The following is a 17,018-nucleotide window of genomic DNA, read 5'->3' on the forward strand; positions in this document are numbered from 1 at the left end:
GATGCAATGACCCAACAGGCATTTCTTGAAATTGCCCAACGCCTGGCCTCGCTGCCAGCGGACAAGAAGGTGCAGTTCCGCCAGCGCCTGGCGCAAAAGGGCATCGACAGCTGGCGTTTGCCGATCGTGCCGGCAGCGCCGGGCGAGGCTGTGTTGTCCCAGGCCCAGCAGCGTTTCCTGGGTACCCAGGCCAGTGCCCGGGCGTTGTACAACCTGTGCTCGGTGCTGCGTTTCGATGGCGAGCTGGCGCTCGAACCCTTGCAACAGGCCTTGCAGCGGCTGGTGCAGCGGCACGAGATCCTGCGCACTTGCTACCCCAGCGACGCCCAAGGCAAGCCATTCGCCCAGTGCCTGGACCACTCGGTCAGCCTGCCCGCGGTGCAGCGCCTGGCGGCTGGCCTCGACAGCGAACAGTGGTGCGCCGACACCTACGCTGCCGAGCTCGCCCAGCCGTTCGACCTGACCTGTGAAGTGCCATTTCGCCTGGCGCTGTTCACCGATGCAGCGCAGCGCAGCACCTGGCTGTTCTTCACCATCCACCATGTGGCCTATGACGCCTGGTCGGCGCAGCAGCTGGCCCATGAGCTGGCTGACAGTTACCGCACGTTTGCCTCCGGCGAACCTTCGGCGCTGGCCCCGCTGCCGATCCAGTACCGCGACTTCGCAGCCTGGGAGCACGAGTGGCTGGCCAGCGAGCAATGCGCCGAGCAACTGGCCTGGTGGCAACAAGTGCTGGCTGATGCGCCGGCGGCATTCGAGCTGGATGGCGATCGACCGCGGCCACCTGCCGCACGCCGCACCCACAGTGGGGCGGTGGAGGTCCGCGAGCTTGAGACCGTGTTGTCGCAACAGATCGAATCGGCCATCCGACGTCAGGGCGTAACGCTGTACATCTATGGGCTCAGTGCCTTCAGCTGGCTGCTGGCTCGCTACAGCGACGAGCGCGACCTGTGCCTGGGGACTTCCGTGGCGCACCGTGACCGGCCCGAACTGATGCCCCTGATCGGCCCGCTGCTCAACACCTTGGTGATCCGCCAGCAATTGCACGGCAACCCTGATTTCAGCGAAACCCTGCGCCGCACCCGCGATACCTTGGCTGGCGCGTTCGATCACCAGACGCTGCCCCTGGAAACCCTGTTGCAGGCCTTGCCGCGCAACCGCGAAGCCCCGCTGTTCCGGGTGATGTTCGTGCAGGTCGACCTACCCGAAAGCCGACGCCTGGCCTTGCCTGGCGTCGAGGTGGAGGTGCTCGACCCACCCCAGCGTCATGCGCGCTTCGACCTTACCCTGCGCCTGCTGCGCAGCGCCGCTGGCCAGTTGCGTTGCGAGCTGGAATACAGCGACGAGCTGTTCGAGCAGGCCACCGCACGACAACTGCTCGACGACCTGGTTGGCTTGCTGGCCAGCGTGTCGCTAGACCCGACCCTGAGCCTGGATGGGTTGAAACTCTCGTCATCGTCCAGCGAATGGGCCGGGCCACCTGCACCGGCAGTGGTGCCGCTAGACGTTCGCGTGCAGCAATGGGCTGAGCGCCGCCCCGGTGACGTCGCGCTGATCGATGAGCGTGGCGCGGTCAGCCATGCCCAGCTGCAGGATGCGATCGTTGCGCTGGACCAACGGTTGCATCGCCATGGCGTCATGCCGGGTGATCGGGTGGCGCTGCTGATGCCCCGTTGCCGCGAGCAGGTCATCGCCATGCTGGCGGTTTGGCGTGCGGGTGCGGTGTGTGTGTTCCTCGACCCCAAGCAGCCCGAGCAGCGCCTGGCTCGCTTGCTGGCAGACAGCCAGGCGCGCCTTTGCCTGGGCCTGGACGGCCGCGGGCTGGCGGGCGTACCGGGTATGCAGGTAGACGCGTTCGGTGCGCCGCAGCCTGCCCTTCGTGCAAGCCAGAGTCAGCTCCACGCCGCGGCCTACCTGATCTACACCTCTGGCTCCACCGGCGCCCCGAAAGGCGTACAGGTCAGCCATGGCAACCTGGCGGCATATGCCGCCGGTATCGCCGAGCGCCTGGCATGCGAGCCTGGTAGCCGCTGGGCGACATTGGCCACGGTGGCCGCCGACCTGGGGCTGACCTGCGTGTTCGCCGCGCTGCACCAGGGCGACCCGCTGGTGCTGCCGGACGCCGAGCTGGCCTTCGACCCGCCAGCCTGGGCCGACTTCCTGCAACGCCAGCCGGTTGACTGCCTGAAGATCGCGCCCTCCCACTTGCGCGGCCTGTTGGCTCTGGAAAACGCCGCCCTAGCCCTGCCAAGGCGCTGCCTGGTGCTGGGCGGCGAAGGGCTGGACGCCAACCTGCTGCAACGGCTTCGCCAGTTGGCACCGATGCTGAAGGTGTTCAACCACTACGGCCCCTCGGAAACCACGGTTGGGGTGGTGAGCGGCGAAGTGCACGAGCTGCTCGACGAGCAGCAGGCCTACCTGCCGCTGGGCCAGCCGTTGCCCGGCGTGCGATTGCGTATAGTCGATCGCCAGGGGCGCCCGGTGCCGCACGGGGTCAGCGGCGAGCTGTGGATCGGTGGCCCCCAGGTCGCCATGGGCTACCTTGGCCAGCCTGGACAAACCGCGGCCTCGTTCATCACCGACGACCATGGCGAGCGTTTCTACCGCAGTGGCGACCGTGTGCGCCTGGATCGCAAGGGCAACCTGCTGTTCCTTGGGCGTGCCGATGACCAACTGAAAATTCGCGGCTTCCGCGTCGAGCCAGGGGAGGTGAGCGCCTGGCTTGCCGGGCAGGCGGGTGTGGCCCAGGCAGCGGTGCTGGGTCAGGTGATCGGCGAGCGCTTGCAGCTGGTGGCCTACCTGGCGCCGATGCTGTCGGCGCAACAACTGGATGCCTTGCAGGTGTCGGCACGTGAGCAGTTGCCCGAACCGCTGTTGCCGGCACACTGGGTGACCCTCGCAGGCCTGCCGCTGGCCGCCAACGGCAAGCTCGACCGCAAGGCATTGCCGTTGCCTGATATGTCGCAGGTGGCCGACGACTCAGCGCCACCGCAGGGTGCTACGGAAACCCAGCTGGCCGCGCTGTGGTGCGATTTGCTGGGCGTTGCCCATGTATCTCGCTTCGATGACTTCTTCGCCCTGGGGGGCGACTCTATCCTCGGCCTGCAACTGATCGGCCTTGCCGCTCGCCAGGGCCTGCGCCTGACGCCACAAGCGGTCCAGCAGCACGCGCAACTGGCAGACATGGCGCTGCAAGCCGACTTCGCCGCGCAACCTGTTCTGAAAATGCTGCTGGCGCTGTGGCGGGAATTGCTGCAACAGCCCGCGCTGGGCGCCGACGATGACTTCTTCGCCGCCGGTGGCGATTCGATACTCAGCCTGCAATTGATCGCCCGTTTGCGCCAGCAGGGGCTCGGCCTGATGCCCGCGCAACTGCAGCAGCACCCCACTGGCCGGCAACTGGCCGAGGTGCTGCAACCGGTGGCAGCGGGCAAACCTGCGGTCGAGGCCAGCCGGTTGCGGGCGGACACCCATCGTTTGTCCCATGCCCAGCAACGGATGTGGTTCATGCAGCAGTTCGCGCCCCAGGGCAGCGCCTACAACGTGACCCAGTGGCTGGCACTGGAAGGCGAGCTGGACTGCGACGGCCTGGCCCTGGCCGCGCAAGCACTGGTGCAGCGCCATGCCGCGCTGCGCTGCCGGTTCTTCGAGCGCGATGGCCAGGTGTTGCAACGCCTGGTCGAAGCCCGCGAACCCGTGCTTGTACAGCATGACCTGCGTGGTGCCTCGCCGCTGCAGGTGAATGACCGCATCGCCGAATTGGCCCGCCGTGCCTTCGACCTCCAGCACGGCCCCTTGCTGGCGCTGGATTTGCTGCGCATCGAGGAACACCGTTGGCAGCTGCTGTTCAACGTGCATCACATTGCCGTGGATGGCTGGTCGATGGCACTGCTGGTGCAGGATTTCGCCCAGCTGTATCGCCAAGCGCGTGAGCGACATCCACTGAGCGAGCAGGCGCAGGGCGGTGACCTGCTGGCCGTGATCGAACGGCAACGCGCCGAGCTGGAAAGCGAAAGCGGCCGCCAACTGCTGGACTATTGGCAGGCGCGCCTGGCCGGTGTGCCGGACGAGCCCTTGGCATTGCCGCTGGACCGCCCGCGTCCCGCTGTGCAGGACTTGGCCGGCGCACGTCTGCACCTGGCCTTGCCGAACGGGCTGATGAGCGCGCTGCAACAGCGTGCCCGCGACTGGGGCGTAACGCCGTTCGTGCTATGTTTCGCGGCCCAGCAGTTGCTGCTGTGGCGCCACGGCGCCGGTCGCGATCTGGTCATCGGTGTGCCGCTGGCCGGGCGTGAAGCGGCACAGGCACAGACCCTGGTGGGCCTGTTCGTCAACACCTTGGCCTACCGCGCCCGCATCGAACCGCAGCAGACGCTGAGCACCTTCGTGCGCGACACAGCCAATGCCTGGCAGCAAGACAGCCAGCACCAGGCGCTGCCGCTCGAGCAACTGCTCGACACCCTGCAGGTCCCGCGCAGCCTGGACCGCACGCCGCTGTTCCAGGTGATGTTCAACTACCAGGCCGACCATGACGCGCAGCGCCGCCTCGAACTGCCGGGGATGAGCGTGCAAGCGCAAGCGTTGCCGGACGCTGCCGTGAGTGCCAAGTTCGACCTTACGTTCAATCTGTTCAGCCAAGGCCGTGGCGAGCAGGCCCACGGCGAGCTGATCGTCGAATACGCCACGGCGTTGTTCCTGCCGACGACTGCTCAACGCCTGGCCGACGACTACCTGGGCCTGCTGGGCACCCTGGTGCAAGCGGCCGGTGAACAGCCGTTGGCCAACCTGACCGTGGCTTCGACGGCAGGCCTGCAAACCCGTGGCGACACCCTTGCCGTGCCAGCAGAAGCCGACCTGCTGCGGCGCTTCCAGTCTCAGGTGGCCCTGCACCCCGAGCGTATCGCGCTGGTTGCCAGTGGGCAGCGGCTCAGCTACGCCGAGCTGGACCAGACGGCCAACCGCCTGGCTCATTGGCTGCTTGCCCAAGGGCTGCCCACGCAGTCGCTGGTTGCCTTCTGCCTGCCAAGGGATGCCCGCATGTTGGTCACGCTGCTGGCCATCCAGAAGGCGGGCATGCAGTACCTGCCGCTGGACCCGGCGCAGCCTGCGCTGCGTCAGCGCGCGATCCTGGAGCGCGCATGCCCGGCGCTGTGCCTGTTCCAGCCGCAGGAGGGCGAATCGCCGTTGCCAGCTACCTTGAACGCCGTGGCCTGGGAGCAGGTCGAGCTGACCACCCAGCCGACCTCGGCGCCGGCCCTGTTGCTGCATCCCCAGGCGTTGATCTACACGCTGTACACCTCCGGCTCCACAGGTGTGCCCAAGGGCGTGGAGGTCAGCCGTGGGGCGTTCGCCAATTTCCTGCTGGCCATGGAGCGGGTGGTGCCTGCCAGCGAGTTGCAACGCGTGCTGGCCCTGACCACCATCACCTTTGATATCGCCGGGCTGGAACTGTATCTGCCACTGGTCAATGGCGGCTGCGTAGTGCTGGCCAGCGAAGCCGAGCGGGTCGACCCGCAGCTGCTGGGCGAGCTGGTCCGTCGCCATGAAGTGCAATTGATCCAGGCGACGCCTGCGACCTGGAGCCTGCTGCTCGAGGGCGACCCCGAAGCGCTGCACGGTCGCCTGGCGCTGGCCGGGGGCGAAGCCTTGGCGCAGGATCTCGCCACCCGCCTGCGACAGCGGGTTGCCCGCTTGGTCAACGTCTACGGCCCCACCGAAACCACTGTGTGGTCGACCAGCACCGAGGTCGCCAGCAGCCCCCATGCCGTGGTGTCGATCGGCCGGCCACTGCTCAATACCCGCTGTCATGTGCTGGACGAAACGCTCTGCGAAGTGCCGCCCGGCTGTGTCGGCGAGCTGTATATCGCAGGCAGCGGCCTGGCGCGGGGCTACGCCGACCAGCCTGGGCTCACCGCGCAGCGTTTCATCGCCGACCCGTTCGGCGCTGACGGTGGCCGTCTGTATCGCACCGGTGACCTGGTGCGTTGGCAGGCCGATGGGCAGTTGTACTTCCTGGGCCGTAACGACGGCCAGGTCAAATTGCGCGGTTTGCGTATCGAACTGGGCGAAATCGAAGCGGCCATGCTGGCCTTTCCCGGCATCGCTCAGGCAGTGGCCGTGGTGCAGGGGGAGCAACTGGCGGGGTTCTGGGTATCGTCGGCGAATGCCTCTGTGGACTCGGCAGCCTTGCGCGAGCACCTGGCAGCGCGTCTGCCGGTCTACATGCAGCCCGGCGCCCTGCTTGCGCTCGACAGCCTGCCGCTCAACAGCAATGGCAAGGTCGACCGTCAGCAGTTGCCGACCCTGAGCGCAAATGTCGCAGCACCTTCCGAGCAAGACCAACGGCCACTCAGCACCCACGAAACGCTGCTGCAGGATATCTGGCGGCAGGTGCTCAAGCTTGAATGGGTGCCGGCGGACGGGCACTTCTTCCACTTGGGCGGGCATTCGCTGATGGCGGCCCAGGTACGTGCGCGGCTGCGCGAGCACGGCCTGGACATCCCGCTGCGCTGGCTGTTCGAGACGCCCCGCTTGCACGAACTGGCCGCACGCATCGATGCGCACGCCCCCGGGCAGGCGCAGTCCTTGCCCGCCATTGTCGCGGTCGACCATGGCCAGGACCAGCCGCTGTCACCCGCCCAGCAGCGGTTGTGGTTGATGCAGTCGCTCAACCCCGCTGACACAGGCTTCAACATGAGCAGCGCGGTGCACTTGCGTGGCGAGTTGGATGTGTCGGCGCTGGAGCGCTCACTACATCGTTTGCAACAGCGTCACGGTATTCTGCGCACCACCTACCACGAAGTCGCCGGGCGAACCGTGCAGCGCTTGCACGACCCGGTTTCCCTGAGCCTGGCAATACACCCGAGCAGCGCCGAGCACTGGCCAACCCAGTTGCGCGAGCTGGCCCGGCAACCGTTCGCGCTCAGCCAGGACCTGCCACTGCGTGCGACCTTGCTGCAGGTGGCGCCGGGGTGGCACATCCTCCACCTGCTGATGCACCACATCGCCTCCGACGGCTGGTCGGCTGGGCTGCTGGTGGATGAACTGGTGGCAGGCTACCGCAACCCAGGCCAGACACCGGCACCCTTGCCGATCCAGTACGTCGACTATGCCGTCTGGCAGGGCAGCGAGGCCTTGCGTGAACGCCATCGCCAGGGTCAAGCCTGGTGGCGCATGCAGCTGGCGGGCATTCCCGAGCAGGTGCCGTTGCCGTTCGACTTTCCTCGGCCTGAGCACGACGACGGGCAGGGCGGCGCCGTGGATGCACGGCTCTCGCCCGAGACCCTGGCGCAAGCCAAGGCCTTGGCCCAGGACAACGGCGTTTCCCTGTTCATGCTGCTGGTCACGGTGTATGCCGTGGTGCTGCATGAGCAGACCCACGGCGAGGACCTGGTGATCGGCACCGACATGGCCAACCGCGAGCACGCCGACACCGAGGCGCTGATCGGCTTCTTCGTCAACCTGCTGGCCCTGCGTGTGCGCCTGCGCCCTGGGCGCAGCTTCCGCCAGCAACTGGAGGAAGTCGGGCAGCTGTGCCTGTCGGCCTTCGCGTGGCAGGACACGCCGTTCGAACAGGTGGTGCAAGCCCTGGAAATGCCGCGCCGCAGCAATGTGCACCCGCTGCTGCAAACCCTGCTGGTGCTCGATAACACCCCGCGCCATAGCCACCGCCTGGACGCGCTGGACATCACCCTGATCGACGCCGAGCAGCAGCATTCGAAGTTCGACCTGGCGCTGTTCGCCCGCGAAGACGAGCAAGGCCTGGCCCTGCGCTGGGTGTACCGCACCCGGCTGTTCCGCGCCGAGACCATCGAGCGCCTGGATGCGCGTCTGCACGCGATATTGCAACAAGTGCTGGGCAACCCGGATTGCTCGCTTGCGCAACTGATGTCGGCACCCACGCCCCAAGACAACCTGACTACCGGTGCCAAGGGAGGCACGTCCATGACCCTGGAAAACCCTGTGCAACGCAAGATGAGCAAACTGGGCAAGCTGCGCCAGGCCGCTCCTGCCGCGGTCCAGGACACCGTGCAGGCCGGGCCGTTGCGCGAGGGCTCGGCGTTCCCACTGCGGGTACGCAACCGCGAGCCGGAGCTGGCACCGGCGCTGTGGGCCGAAAACAATCGCGAGCGCGTCGAAGGCTGGCTGCGCGAGCACGGCGGCATTCTGTTCCGTGGCTTCGACCTGCCCACGCCTGCGGACTTCGAGCGCTTCTGCCAGGCGCTGTGCCCCGACCTCTACGGTCACTACGGTGACCTGCCGAAGAAGGAGGGCGGCGAGAAGATCTACAAGTCCACGCCGTACCCCAAGGACCGCATGATCCTGTTCCACAACGAGAGCGCCCACCAGCACCGCTGGCCGCGTCGCCAGTGGTTCTACTGCGAGGTGCCGGCCAGCGTCGGGGGCGCTACGCCGATCGTCGACAGCCGTACGGTGTACCGCGAGCTGCCGGCATGGTTGCAGGCCAAGCTGCGCCAGAAACAACTGATGTACGTACGCAATTTCACCGCCAACATCGATGTCAGCTGGCAGCACTTCTTCCGCACCGAGTCGCGCGACGAGGTCGAACGCATCTGCCGCGAGGGCAATATCCAGTTCGAATGGCGTGGCGACGACGACCTGCATACCCGCCAGGTGTGCCCGGCGGTGATCCTCCACCCCCTGACCGGCGAAGCCAGCTTCTTCAACCAGGTTCAGCTTTATCATCCGGCGTTCCTGGATGAGGACATTCGCCAGCAGTTCCTGCGTGCCGGCGAGCAGGCGTTGCCGCGGCAGGTGTTCTATGGCGATGGCAGCCCGCTCGAAGCCGAAGCCATCGAGGCGATCAACGCCGCCTACGACCGCTGCGCGGTGCGTTTCGACTGGCAGCGTGGCGATGTGGTGATGCTCGACAACATGCTCGCGGCCCACGCCCGCGACCCGTTCGAGGGGGAGCGGCGCATCGTGGTGGCCATGGGCGAGATCTACACCCGTGAGCAGGTCACTGCGGCACCGGCGCTCGCAGCCGATGAGCAGGAGGTACAGGCATGATCGACCTTGGCCTGGCCCTGTCGCCACAACAAAAACAACTGGCCGTTGCCCACGCTGCCGAACGCCACTGGGTGATGCTGCACCTGCCGGGCGCCCAGGGCGATGCGCTGCGCGAGCGGTTGCAGGCCCTGGCCTTCGAGCATGAAGCGCTGAGACTGCGCTTCGAGCGGCCGCACGGTGCTACCGGGCTGCGCCAGCGGGTTCGCGAGCACGTCCAGGTGCACTGGCATGACGTGCCGGGTATCGACCTTGGCAGCCTGCCGCGCGAAGGGCTTGCCTGGGAGGATGGCGCACTGTCGGCCTGGTGGCAGGGCCAATGGCTGCTGTTGGCGGCACCGGTCTGCTCGCTGGACCTGCGCAGCCTGCATGCGCTGGGTGCGCTGCTGGTGGGCGAGGTGGCACAGGCCGCCGAGGCTCCGATGCAGTACAGCCAATACGCCGATTGGATCAACGAACTGCAACGCGATGAAGACGCCGAGCAGGGCGCGCAGTTCTGGCGCAACCTGAACCTTGGCCAGGTGCCGGGGTTGCGGCTGGTCGAACGCTACGGCTTGCCGAGCGGCCGGGCCGGCCACGTCACCTGCGGGCTGCCGACGACCCTGCTCACGGGGTTGAAGGCGTTGGCCGCCCAGTCCGGTGTCGATGAGCCCGCGTTGCTGCTGGCCGCCTGGGGCACGCTGCTGGCACGGCTCAATGGCCAGGCCTGCGCGCAACTGGTGGTGCAGCACGATGCACGTGACGACTATGACGAACTGGCCGGCGCACTGGGGGTGTTCGAGCAGAGCCTGCCGCTGGTGCTGCGCGTCGCTGCCGAGGCCAGTTGGCCGGACACCGCGCGGCAACTGGCGCGCCAGCGTGACAATGCCCTGGCCTGGCAGGAGCACGTCAGCCAGCCGGCGGTGCTGCCGGACTGGCGCGATGCCTTGCAGGCCGGGCTGCGGGTGTCGCGCCCGGCCAGGCTCGAGGCGCAGCGCTCGCTGTCCTGGCACTCTGCGGTGGAGCTGCTGCTGCACGTCGAGATGGACGGGCAGGGGCAGGGGGCGCTGACATTGGCCTATGACAATGGGCTGTATTGCCTTGAGGCCATTACGCGCCTGCTGACGCGTTTCACGCTGTGGCTGGAGCAGTTGTTGGCGGATACCGGGCGCGTCATGCCCGAACGCCTGCCGTTGCTGGCCGACGAGCAGGCAGGGTTACGCGGTGTAGCCGAGCCAGGCGAAGACCTCGACCTGATTGCCGCACTGCGCGACCACGCCCACCGGCATCCGCAGCGCCCAGCCTTGCGCGATGGCGGCTGGCAGCTGTCGTATGCCGAGCTGGACGCCCTCAGCGACCGGGTCGCGCACCAGTTGCGCCTTGCCGGGGCTGGCCCTGAGCAAGTGGTCGGGCTGTACCTGCCGCGCAGCGGTCATGCGCTGGTGGCGATGCTGGCGTGCTTCAAGGCCGGCGCCGCCTACTTGCCGCTGGACCCCCAGCAGCCGCCACGGCGGCTGGCGGCGATTCTCGATAGCGCGCGCCCCTGCCTGGTACTGCACCTGGATGAGCTGCCCGCCCCCGAGGGCGTGCCAGGCTTGGCCTGGTCGAAGGCCAGCGAAGGGCCGCGCTTGAGCGCCGAGCCGGTAGCCCCGGCGGACCGCCTGGCCTATGTGCTCTATACCTCCGGCAGCAGCGGCACGCCCAAGGGCGTGCAGATCGAGCACGGCCAATTGCGTCATTACAGCAACCAGGTCGCCGAGGCCTTGCAGCTTCCCCATGCCGCTCATTACGGGCTGGTGTCGTCGTTGCAGGCCGACCTGGGCAACACCGTGCTGTTCCCTGCCTGGCTGCGCGGTGGCTGCGTGCACCTGCTGGCCCAGGAGGTGGTCACCGATGCCCGCGCTTTTGCCCAGGAATTGGCGCGCCACCCGCTGGATGTGTTGAAGATCGTACCGTCGCACCTGGAGGCCTTGCTCGGCCAGGGGCCGGTCGAGGCGGTGCTGCCGCGCCAGGTGCTGGTGCTGGGCGGCGAAGCGATCGGCGAACGCCTGGCGGCGCGCTTGGCCAGCGCTGGCGTGCACTGCCAGGTGTTCAACCACTACGGCCCCACGGAAGCCACGGTGGGCGTATTGTGGCGGGCATTCGACCCCGCGTCCGGCAGCCTTGGCAGCGCCTTGGACCGCGTGATCGGCGACAACCGCATCGACCTGCTCGATGCCGCCGGGCACCCCGTGCCGAGCGGCCAGCCGGGCGAGCTGTGCATCAGCGGACGCAACGTCGCCCGCGGTTACCTCGGCAACGTGGGGGGCCAGTCATTCGACGTCGATCCGACTTGTGGCCTGCGCCGCTACCGAACGGGCGACCTGGCCTTGCGCCAGGCCGATGGCGCGCTGCGCCTGCTCGGGCGCAATGACCAGCAAGTGAAGATCCGCGGCTTCCGCCTGGAGTTGTCCGAGGTAGAGGCCGCCTTGCTGGCCCAGCCAGGCGTGGAGCAGGCGGCAGTGCTGCTCGAGGGCGCTGGCGAACAGGCGCGGCTGTTGGCGTTCATCGTCGAAGATGCGCCGTCATCATCGAGCGTCGAGGCACGTCGCGCAGAACTGGCGCAACGCCTGCCGGACTACATGCTGCCCAGCGCGCTGCTGTCCTTGAAGGCACTGCCGCTAAACGCCAACGGCAAGCTCGACCGGCAACTCCTGCTGAGTCGTGCCCGGCAGGCGTTGCAACGCCAGCATGTGGCACCGGCGAATGCGCAGGAACAGGCGGTATTGGAGATCTGGTGCGAGGTGCTGGGCCTTGATGACCTCGGCGTTACCGACAATTTCTTCGCCAGTGGCGGCCATTCGCTGGCAGCCATTCGCGTGGTATCGCTGTTGCGCGAACGCCTGGGGCTCGACTTGCCGACCAACCGCCTGTTCGAGCGCCAGACGGTGCGTGCGCTGGTGCACGACCTGGAGCCAGTCGAACAGGGCGTATGTCGTCGCCTAGGTGCCGAAAGCGACAGCGGACCGGTACTGCTGCTGGTGCATGGTGCCCAAGGCCATCTGCAGATGTACCAACCGCTGTTGCAGGCACTGGGTGGGCACACCTGTGTCTACGGCCTGCAAGCGCCTGAGCAGGGTTGGGATGCATCGGCCGAGCTCGCGCCGTTGCTGGAGGCCTACGCCAGCAGCCTGCCCGCGAGCCTGAAGTCGCGCCCGCTGCTGCTGCTCGGCTGGAGCCTCGCTTCGCGGTTGGCCCTGTTGTTGTTGCCGCACCTGCAAGCCCAAGGCTTCAATGTGCAGGCGTTGTGGGCCATCGACCACGACCCGTCGCGCAGCCTCGATGGCGGCGATGACGAAAGCGGCCAGCTGCTGGCCGACTTGGCGTTCTTTTGCAGCGCTCGTGGCGTGCAGCCAGGGAATGAGCAGTGGCAGCTCATTTCGGCTGCGGCGCAGGGGCATGGGTATAAAGAGGCGTTGCTACGGGTAACTGCGTTGCCGCAGGTCCGGGCCTTGCTGGGCGAGCAGGCTGCCGACCGGCAGGTGCTCGAGCAACTGGTACGCTACCGTGACATCAAGGCCGCACTGTACGCTCAGCGCCTGCCGCGCACCGAGGTGCCGTTGCAGCTCTGGCGTGGCCGTGAGCATGCCGACCTGACTTCGGCCTGGCAGGCCTTGGCGCCCATACAGCAGCAGTGGCACGTGGATGCTGGGCACCACCAGATGCTTGAGCAGGCCAGCCTGGCGCAGGCACTGCGCGATGCCCTGCAACTTCCCATCGAAGGATCGTCGACACCATGAAGTTGTTGAGAGAGTTGTTGTTCGAGGCCCGCTGGCGCATCGTGCTGGCGGTCATCAGCAGTGCCCTGAGCGCTGTGGCGGGGGTCGGCCTGGTTGGCTATATCAACCACAGCCTGGCCCAGGGCATCACCCAGATGGGCGAGGCCATCGCGGTGTTCGCCGGGCTGCTGGTGCTGCTGTTCGTCAGCGGGATCGTGTCCCAGCGGCTGTTGGTGCAAATTGGCCATCGCTTGGTCTACCAGCTGCGCATGCGCCTGGTCGGTCGCTTGCTGGGCACATCGCTGGAGCGCGTCGAGCAACTGGGTAGCCCGCGGCTGTACAACGTGCTGACCAAAGACATCGCCACGGTGGCGACGGCGTTCAAGCAACTGCCGATCTCGCTGTACAACGGCTTGCTGCTGCTGACCGGGCTGGGCTACATGGCCTGGCTTAGCCTGCCGTTCTTCGGCCTGACGCTGCTGGTGATGGCGTGCGGCGTGGCGCTGGACGTGGCGCTGGGCAAGCGCATCAAGCGGTTGATGCGAGCGGTGCGCCAGCAGGACGACCAACTGGCCGAACAGTTCGATGCCGCCATCCAGGGCCGCGCCGAGCTGGGGCTGTCCCGCGCTCGCCGTGGCGTGTTGTATCACCTGCGGCTGGAGCCGGTGGCGCGGGCCTCGCGAGATGCCTCGGTCAAGGCCGACACCTTGTGGGCGGTGAACCTCAACTGGACCACGCTGCTGGTGTTCCTGCTGATCGGTACCCTGTTCTTCCTGGGGCAGGGGCTGGGCCTGCTGAGCCAACCGGTGGTGGTGGGCTACGTGCTGGCGATCATGTTCCTGCGCACGCCCATCGCGATCATCCTCGATGCGATCCCGGCGGTGATCCGCGGCCATGTGGCGTTGCAAGCCATCGATGAACTGGCGCTTGGCGAGATGGCCGTGCTCAAGGGCAATGCCCAGCCCGTACAGCCTTTCAGCGAGCTGCGCCTGGACAATGTCAGCTACCGCTATGGCGGCCAGGGCGAGGAAGGCGGCTTTACCCTGGGGCCGGTCAACCTGACCATTCGCCGAGGCGAGCTGGTGTTCCTGGTGGGCGGAAACGGCAGTGGCAAGTCGACGCTGGCCAAGTTGCTGACCGGGTTGTACACGCCCAGTGAAGGCAGCCTGTCGTTGAACGGCAAGCTGCTCTCGGGCGACGCCGATGCGGCATGGCACCGCGAGCACTTCGCGGCGATCTTTGCCGACTTCCACCTGTTCTCCGATGTGCTTGGCGAGGGTGGCAGCCTCGAAGGGCTGGATGGCCGTGTGCAGCACTACCTGCAACGCCTGGCGCTGGACCACAAGGTGCGCTTCGAGAACGGCCGGCTGTCGACCACGCGCCTGTCCCAGGGCCAGCGCAAGCGCCTGGCCTTGCTATTGATGATGATGGAAGGGCGCGAAGTGCTGCTGCTGGATGAATGGGCCGCCGACCAGGACCCGGTATTCCGCCATGTGTTCTACAGCGAGCTGCTCGCTGAACTGAAGGCTGCGGGCAAGACTGTCATTGCGATCAGTCACGACGACCGCTACTTCGACGTGGCCGACCGCGTCTACCGTCTGGATTACGGGCAACTGGTGGATTACGACCGGGGGCGGGAAACCCCGTTCCGCCAGGTGCAGTGAGGCATGGCCATGTCAGTCCAGCACCTGGCGGCGCGCCGGCTCGATCGGGCAACTGCTGCAGTAGCCGGCACCCTTGAGGTGATAGCGCACACAGCAGATCCGGCGGCGGCGGGTTTCTTCGTCCTCGCGCCCACCGGCGTAGGTTATCGGCTCGAACAACGGGTTGCGCCGGCCATCCGGGCGCAGGCGACTGCGCAGGATCTGCCGGGCCGGTTCCGTGCAGCCGGGCGTGGCCAGCGGGTGCAGCTCGGTACGGGTGATGGCGAACTCGAAGGTATTGCCGATGTTGCTCCAGAACAATCTTGGCGCACCGCCGCAGACCGCCGTCAGTGCCGCCACCAGGGGCTCGAGCTGACCCTCGATCAGGTAGCTGAAACGCTGGAAACCGTCGTCGCCGCCCGCGGCTTCGCCATCATGGCTCAGTTCCAGCGCCTGGGGCCGACCACTGGGCGCCAGTACCAGGCCCGTTTGCGCCAGTGTCACGGGCAGCGCACGCTGCAACAGCAGGTTGGTGGCGATCACCGGGACCAGAAACGTGCTGATGTACCACTTCGACCACAGCGACACGGCGGCAATACGGTGCTGGGCCGCGTGCTGGCGTTGCAGGTCATCGAAGAAACGCCCGAGGTGTTCGCGCTGGAAGAAGGCCTCGGTATTGACCGCCGTGCTGTCCTGGACGGGCAAACGAAGGTTGTCGGCATAGCGTTGCAGAGGGCCGCAAAGCAGCGGCGAAAGGCTGGCGATCATCGTTCCATCCGGGATCGAGGCAGGGCTGGAGTGTATCAGTTCACAAAACGGGCGCCAGTGCGGCAGCCCCCTACCTATTTCAACACAAGGAGTTTCCCATGAGCCTGGACAATCCCGACACCCTTTTCCTGGTGGTGGTCAACGCCGAACAGCAGTACTCCATCTGGCCGGGCTACAAGGCTTTGCCGCAAGGCTGGCAAAGCGTCGGGCAGGAACGCAGCAAGCAGGAATGCCTCGACTACATCGAGTCGGTATGGACCGACATGCGACCGTTGAGCCTGCGCCAGGCCATGCAGGCCAACGGTCAAGGCTGAGCCTCTATTCCTCTTCCGGACACGCATCCATGGACACGATCGAGTCAATCGCCCAAGCCGCTTTCACCCTGGAACACTTCCGTCGCCAGCCGCCCCGTGTGCTGGATAGCAATCTCTGGTTGGAGCGCCAGTCGCAGCGCGAGTCTTCGGCGCGCTCCTACCCGCGTCGTATTCCGCTGGCGCTGGTGGAGGCCCATGGCCTGTACGTGCGGGACAGCCAGGGCCAGTTCTTCATGGACTGCCTGGGCGGTGCCGGCACCTTGGCGTTGGGCCATAACCACCCGGTGGCCGTTGCCGCCATGCGTCAGACCCTGGACTCGGGGCTGCCGTTGCACACCCTGGACCTGACGACGCCGGTCAAGGAGGCATTCGTCGATGAGTTGTTCGACTGCCTGCCACCCACGTTCGCCAGCCAGGCCCGGGTGCAGTTCTGCGGCCCGACCGGCGCCGATGCCATCGAAGCCGCACTCAAGCTGGCCAAGATCGCCACCGGGCGCAAGGGCGTGTTCACCTTCTCCGGCGGCTACCATGGCATGACCCATGGGGCACTGAGCCTGATGGGCAACCTGGGGCCGAAGAACCTGCCGGGCTCGTTGATGGCCGATGTGCAGGTACTGCCATACCCCTACGACTACCGCTGCCCGTTCGGGCTTGGCGGTGAGGCGGGCATCGATGCCGGCCTGAGCCACATCGAGCAGCTGCTCAGCGATCCCGAGTCCGGCGTGCTGCCACCGGCGGCACTGGTAGTGGAGGTGATCCAAGGTGAGGGTGGCGTGATTCCTGCTCCGGCCCGCTGGCTGCAAGGGCTGCGTCGCCTGACCCGCGAGCACGGCGTGGTGCTGGTGATCGACGAAGTACAGACGGGCTTCGCTCGCACGGGTGATCTGTTCGCCTTCGAGCACGCTGGCATCGAGCCGGATGTACTGGTGCTGTCCAAGGCGCTGGGCGGCGGCTTGCCGCTGTCGGTGATCGTCTACCGGGAGGCGCTCGACCAGTGGAAGCCCGGCGCCCATGCCGGCACTTTCCGTGGCAACCAGATGGCGATGGCGGCCGGCACTGCGACCCTGCGTTACCTGCGCCAACAAGGCTTGGCTGCCCACGCGCGCGCCATGGGCGAGCGGCTGATGGCCCATTTTCGCGAGTTGCAAGGACAGTACCCATGCATTGGCCAGGTACGTGGCCGAGGGTTGATGGTCGGGGTGGAGATCGTCGCGCCGTCGACCCTTGGAAAAAAAGCGCCGGCAGCCGACGGCGCCTTGGCGAAGGCGATTCAACAGCAATGCTTGCGCGAAGGGGTGATCCTTGAACTGGGCGGGCGCCATGGTGCGGTGGTGCGGTTCCTGCCACCGTTGATCATCGAGGCGGCGGAAGTCGATGTGCTGGTAGAGAAGTTCCAGCGCGCGTTGTCCGGTGCCGTTCAACGGGAGAGCCAGTCGGCGTAGACCTCCGCTGTAGCAGGTAAGAACGCCCAGCGTGTACCGCACGCTGGGCTTTTTTGTGCCCGCGATACAACGCCTTCGTACAGCGAC

The 17,018-nt window shown here is 66.8% G+C and carries 6 protein-coding genes; 5 read left to right on the top strand and 1 reads right to left on the bottom strand.

Translation table 11 applies throughout. The annotated features are described in order from the left end of the window. Nucleotides 1–6 precede the first annotated feature (6 nt). Genes RAC97_RS03825 through RAC97_RS03835 form a run of 3 tightly spaced genes read left to right on the top strand, consistent with a single transcriptional unit; the run spans nucleotide 7 to nucleotide 14,428 of the window. A complete protein-coding gene (locus RAC97_RS03825; protein WP_375097950.1) occupies nucleotides 7–9,030 on the top strand; it encodes an amino acid adenylation domain-containing protein in 9,024 nt (3,007 codons plus the stop codon). Continuing rightward, nucleotides 9,027–12,785: an amino acid adenylation domain-containing protein gene (locus RAC97_RS03830; protein WP_375097951.1), complete on the top strand. Its 3,759-nt coding sequence runs from the start codon at nucleotides 9,027–9,029 to the stop codon at nucleotides 12,783–12,785. Before RAC97_RS03825 ends, RAC97_RS03830 begins: the two co-directional genes overlap by 4 nt. Continuing rightward, a complete protein-coding gene (locus tag RAC97_RS03835; protein ID WP_375097952.1) occupies nucleotides 12,782–14,428 on the top strand; it encodes a cyclic peptide export ABC transporter in 1,647 nt (548 codons plus the stop codon). The genes RAC97_RS03830 and RAC97_RS03835 overlap by 4 nt, the downstream gene beginning before the upstream one ends. 12 nt (nucleotides 14,429–14,440) lie before the next feature. On the opposite strand, the gene fhuF is transcribed toward RAC97_RS03835, so the two are convergent. Then, nucleotides 14,441–15,175, bottom strand: a complete 735-nt coding sequence (fhuF, locus tag RAC97_RS03840; RefSeq protein ID WP_375097953.1) for a siderophore-iron reductase FhuF — start codon at nucleotides 15,173–15,175, stop codon at nucleotides 14,441–14,443. 98 nt (nucleotides 15,176–15,273) lie between these two features. Between fhuF and RAC97_RS03845 the strand changes: the two genes are divergently transcribed. Together RAC97_RS03845 and RAC97_RS03850 are read left to right on the top strand one after the other, a co-directional pair. Then, nucleotides 15,274–15,489 (top strand): MbtH family protein, encoded by a 216-nt coding sequence (locus RAC97_RS03845; RefSeq protein ID WP_375097954.1) that lies wholly within the window; start codon nucleotides 15,274–15,276, stop codon nucleotides 15,487–15,489. Nucleotides 15,490–15,518: 29 nt separating this feature from the next. Next, complete coding sequence (locus RAC97_RS03850; protein ID WP_375097955.1) at nucleotides 15,519–16,931, top strand: diaminobutyrate--2-oxoglutarate transaminase; 1,413 nt, start codon at nucleotides 15,519–15,521, stop codon at nucleotides 16,929–16,931. Nucleotides 16,932–17,018: the final 87 nt, after the last annotated feature.

The organism is Pseudomonas sp. LS_2, from assembly GCF_042709235.1.
Taxonomy (GTDB): Bacteria; Pseudomonadota; Gammaproteobacteria; order Pseudomonadales; family Pseudomonadaceae; genus Aquipseudomonas.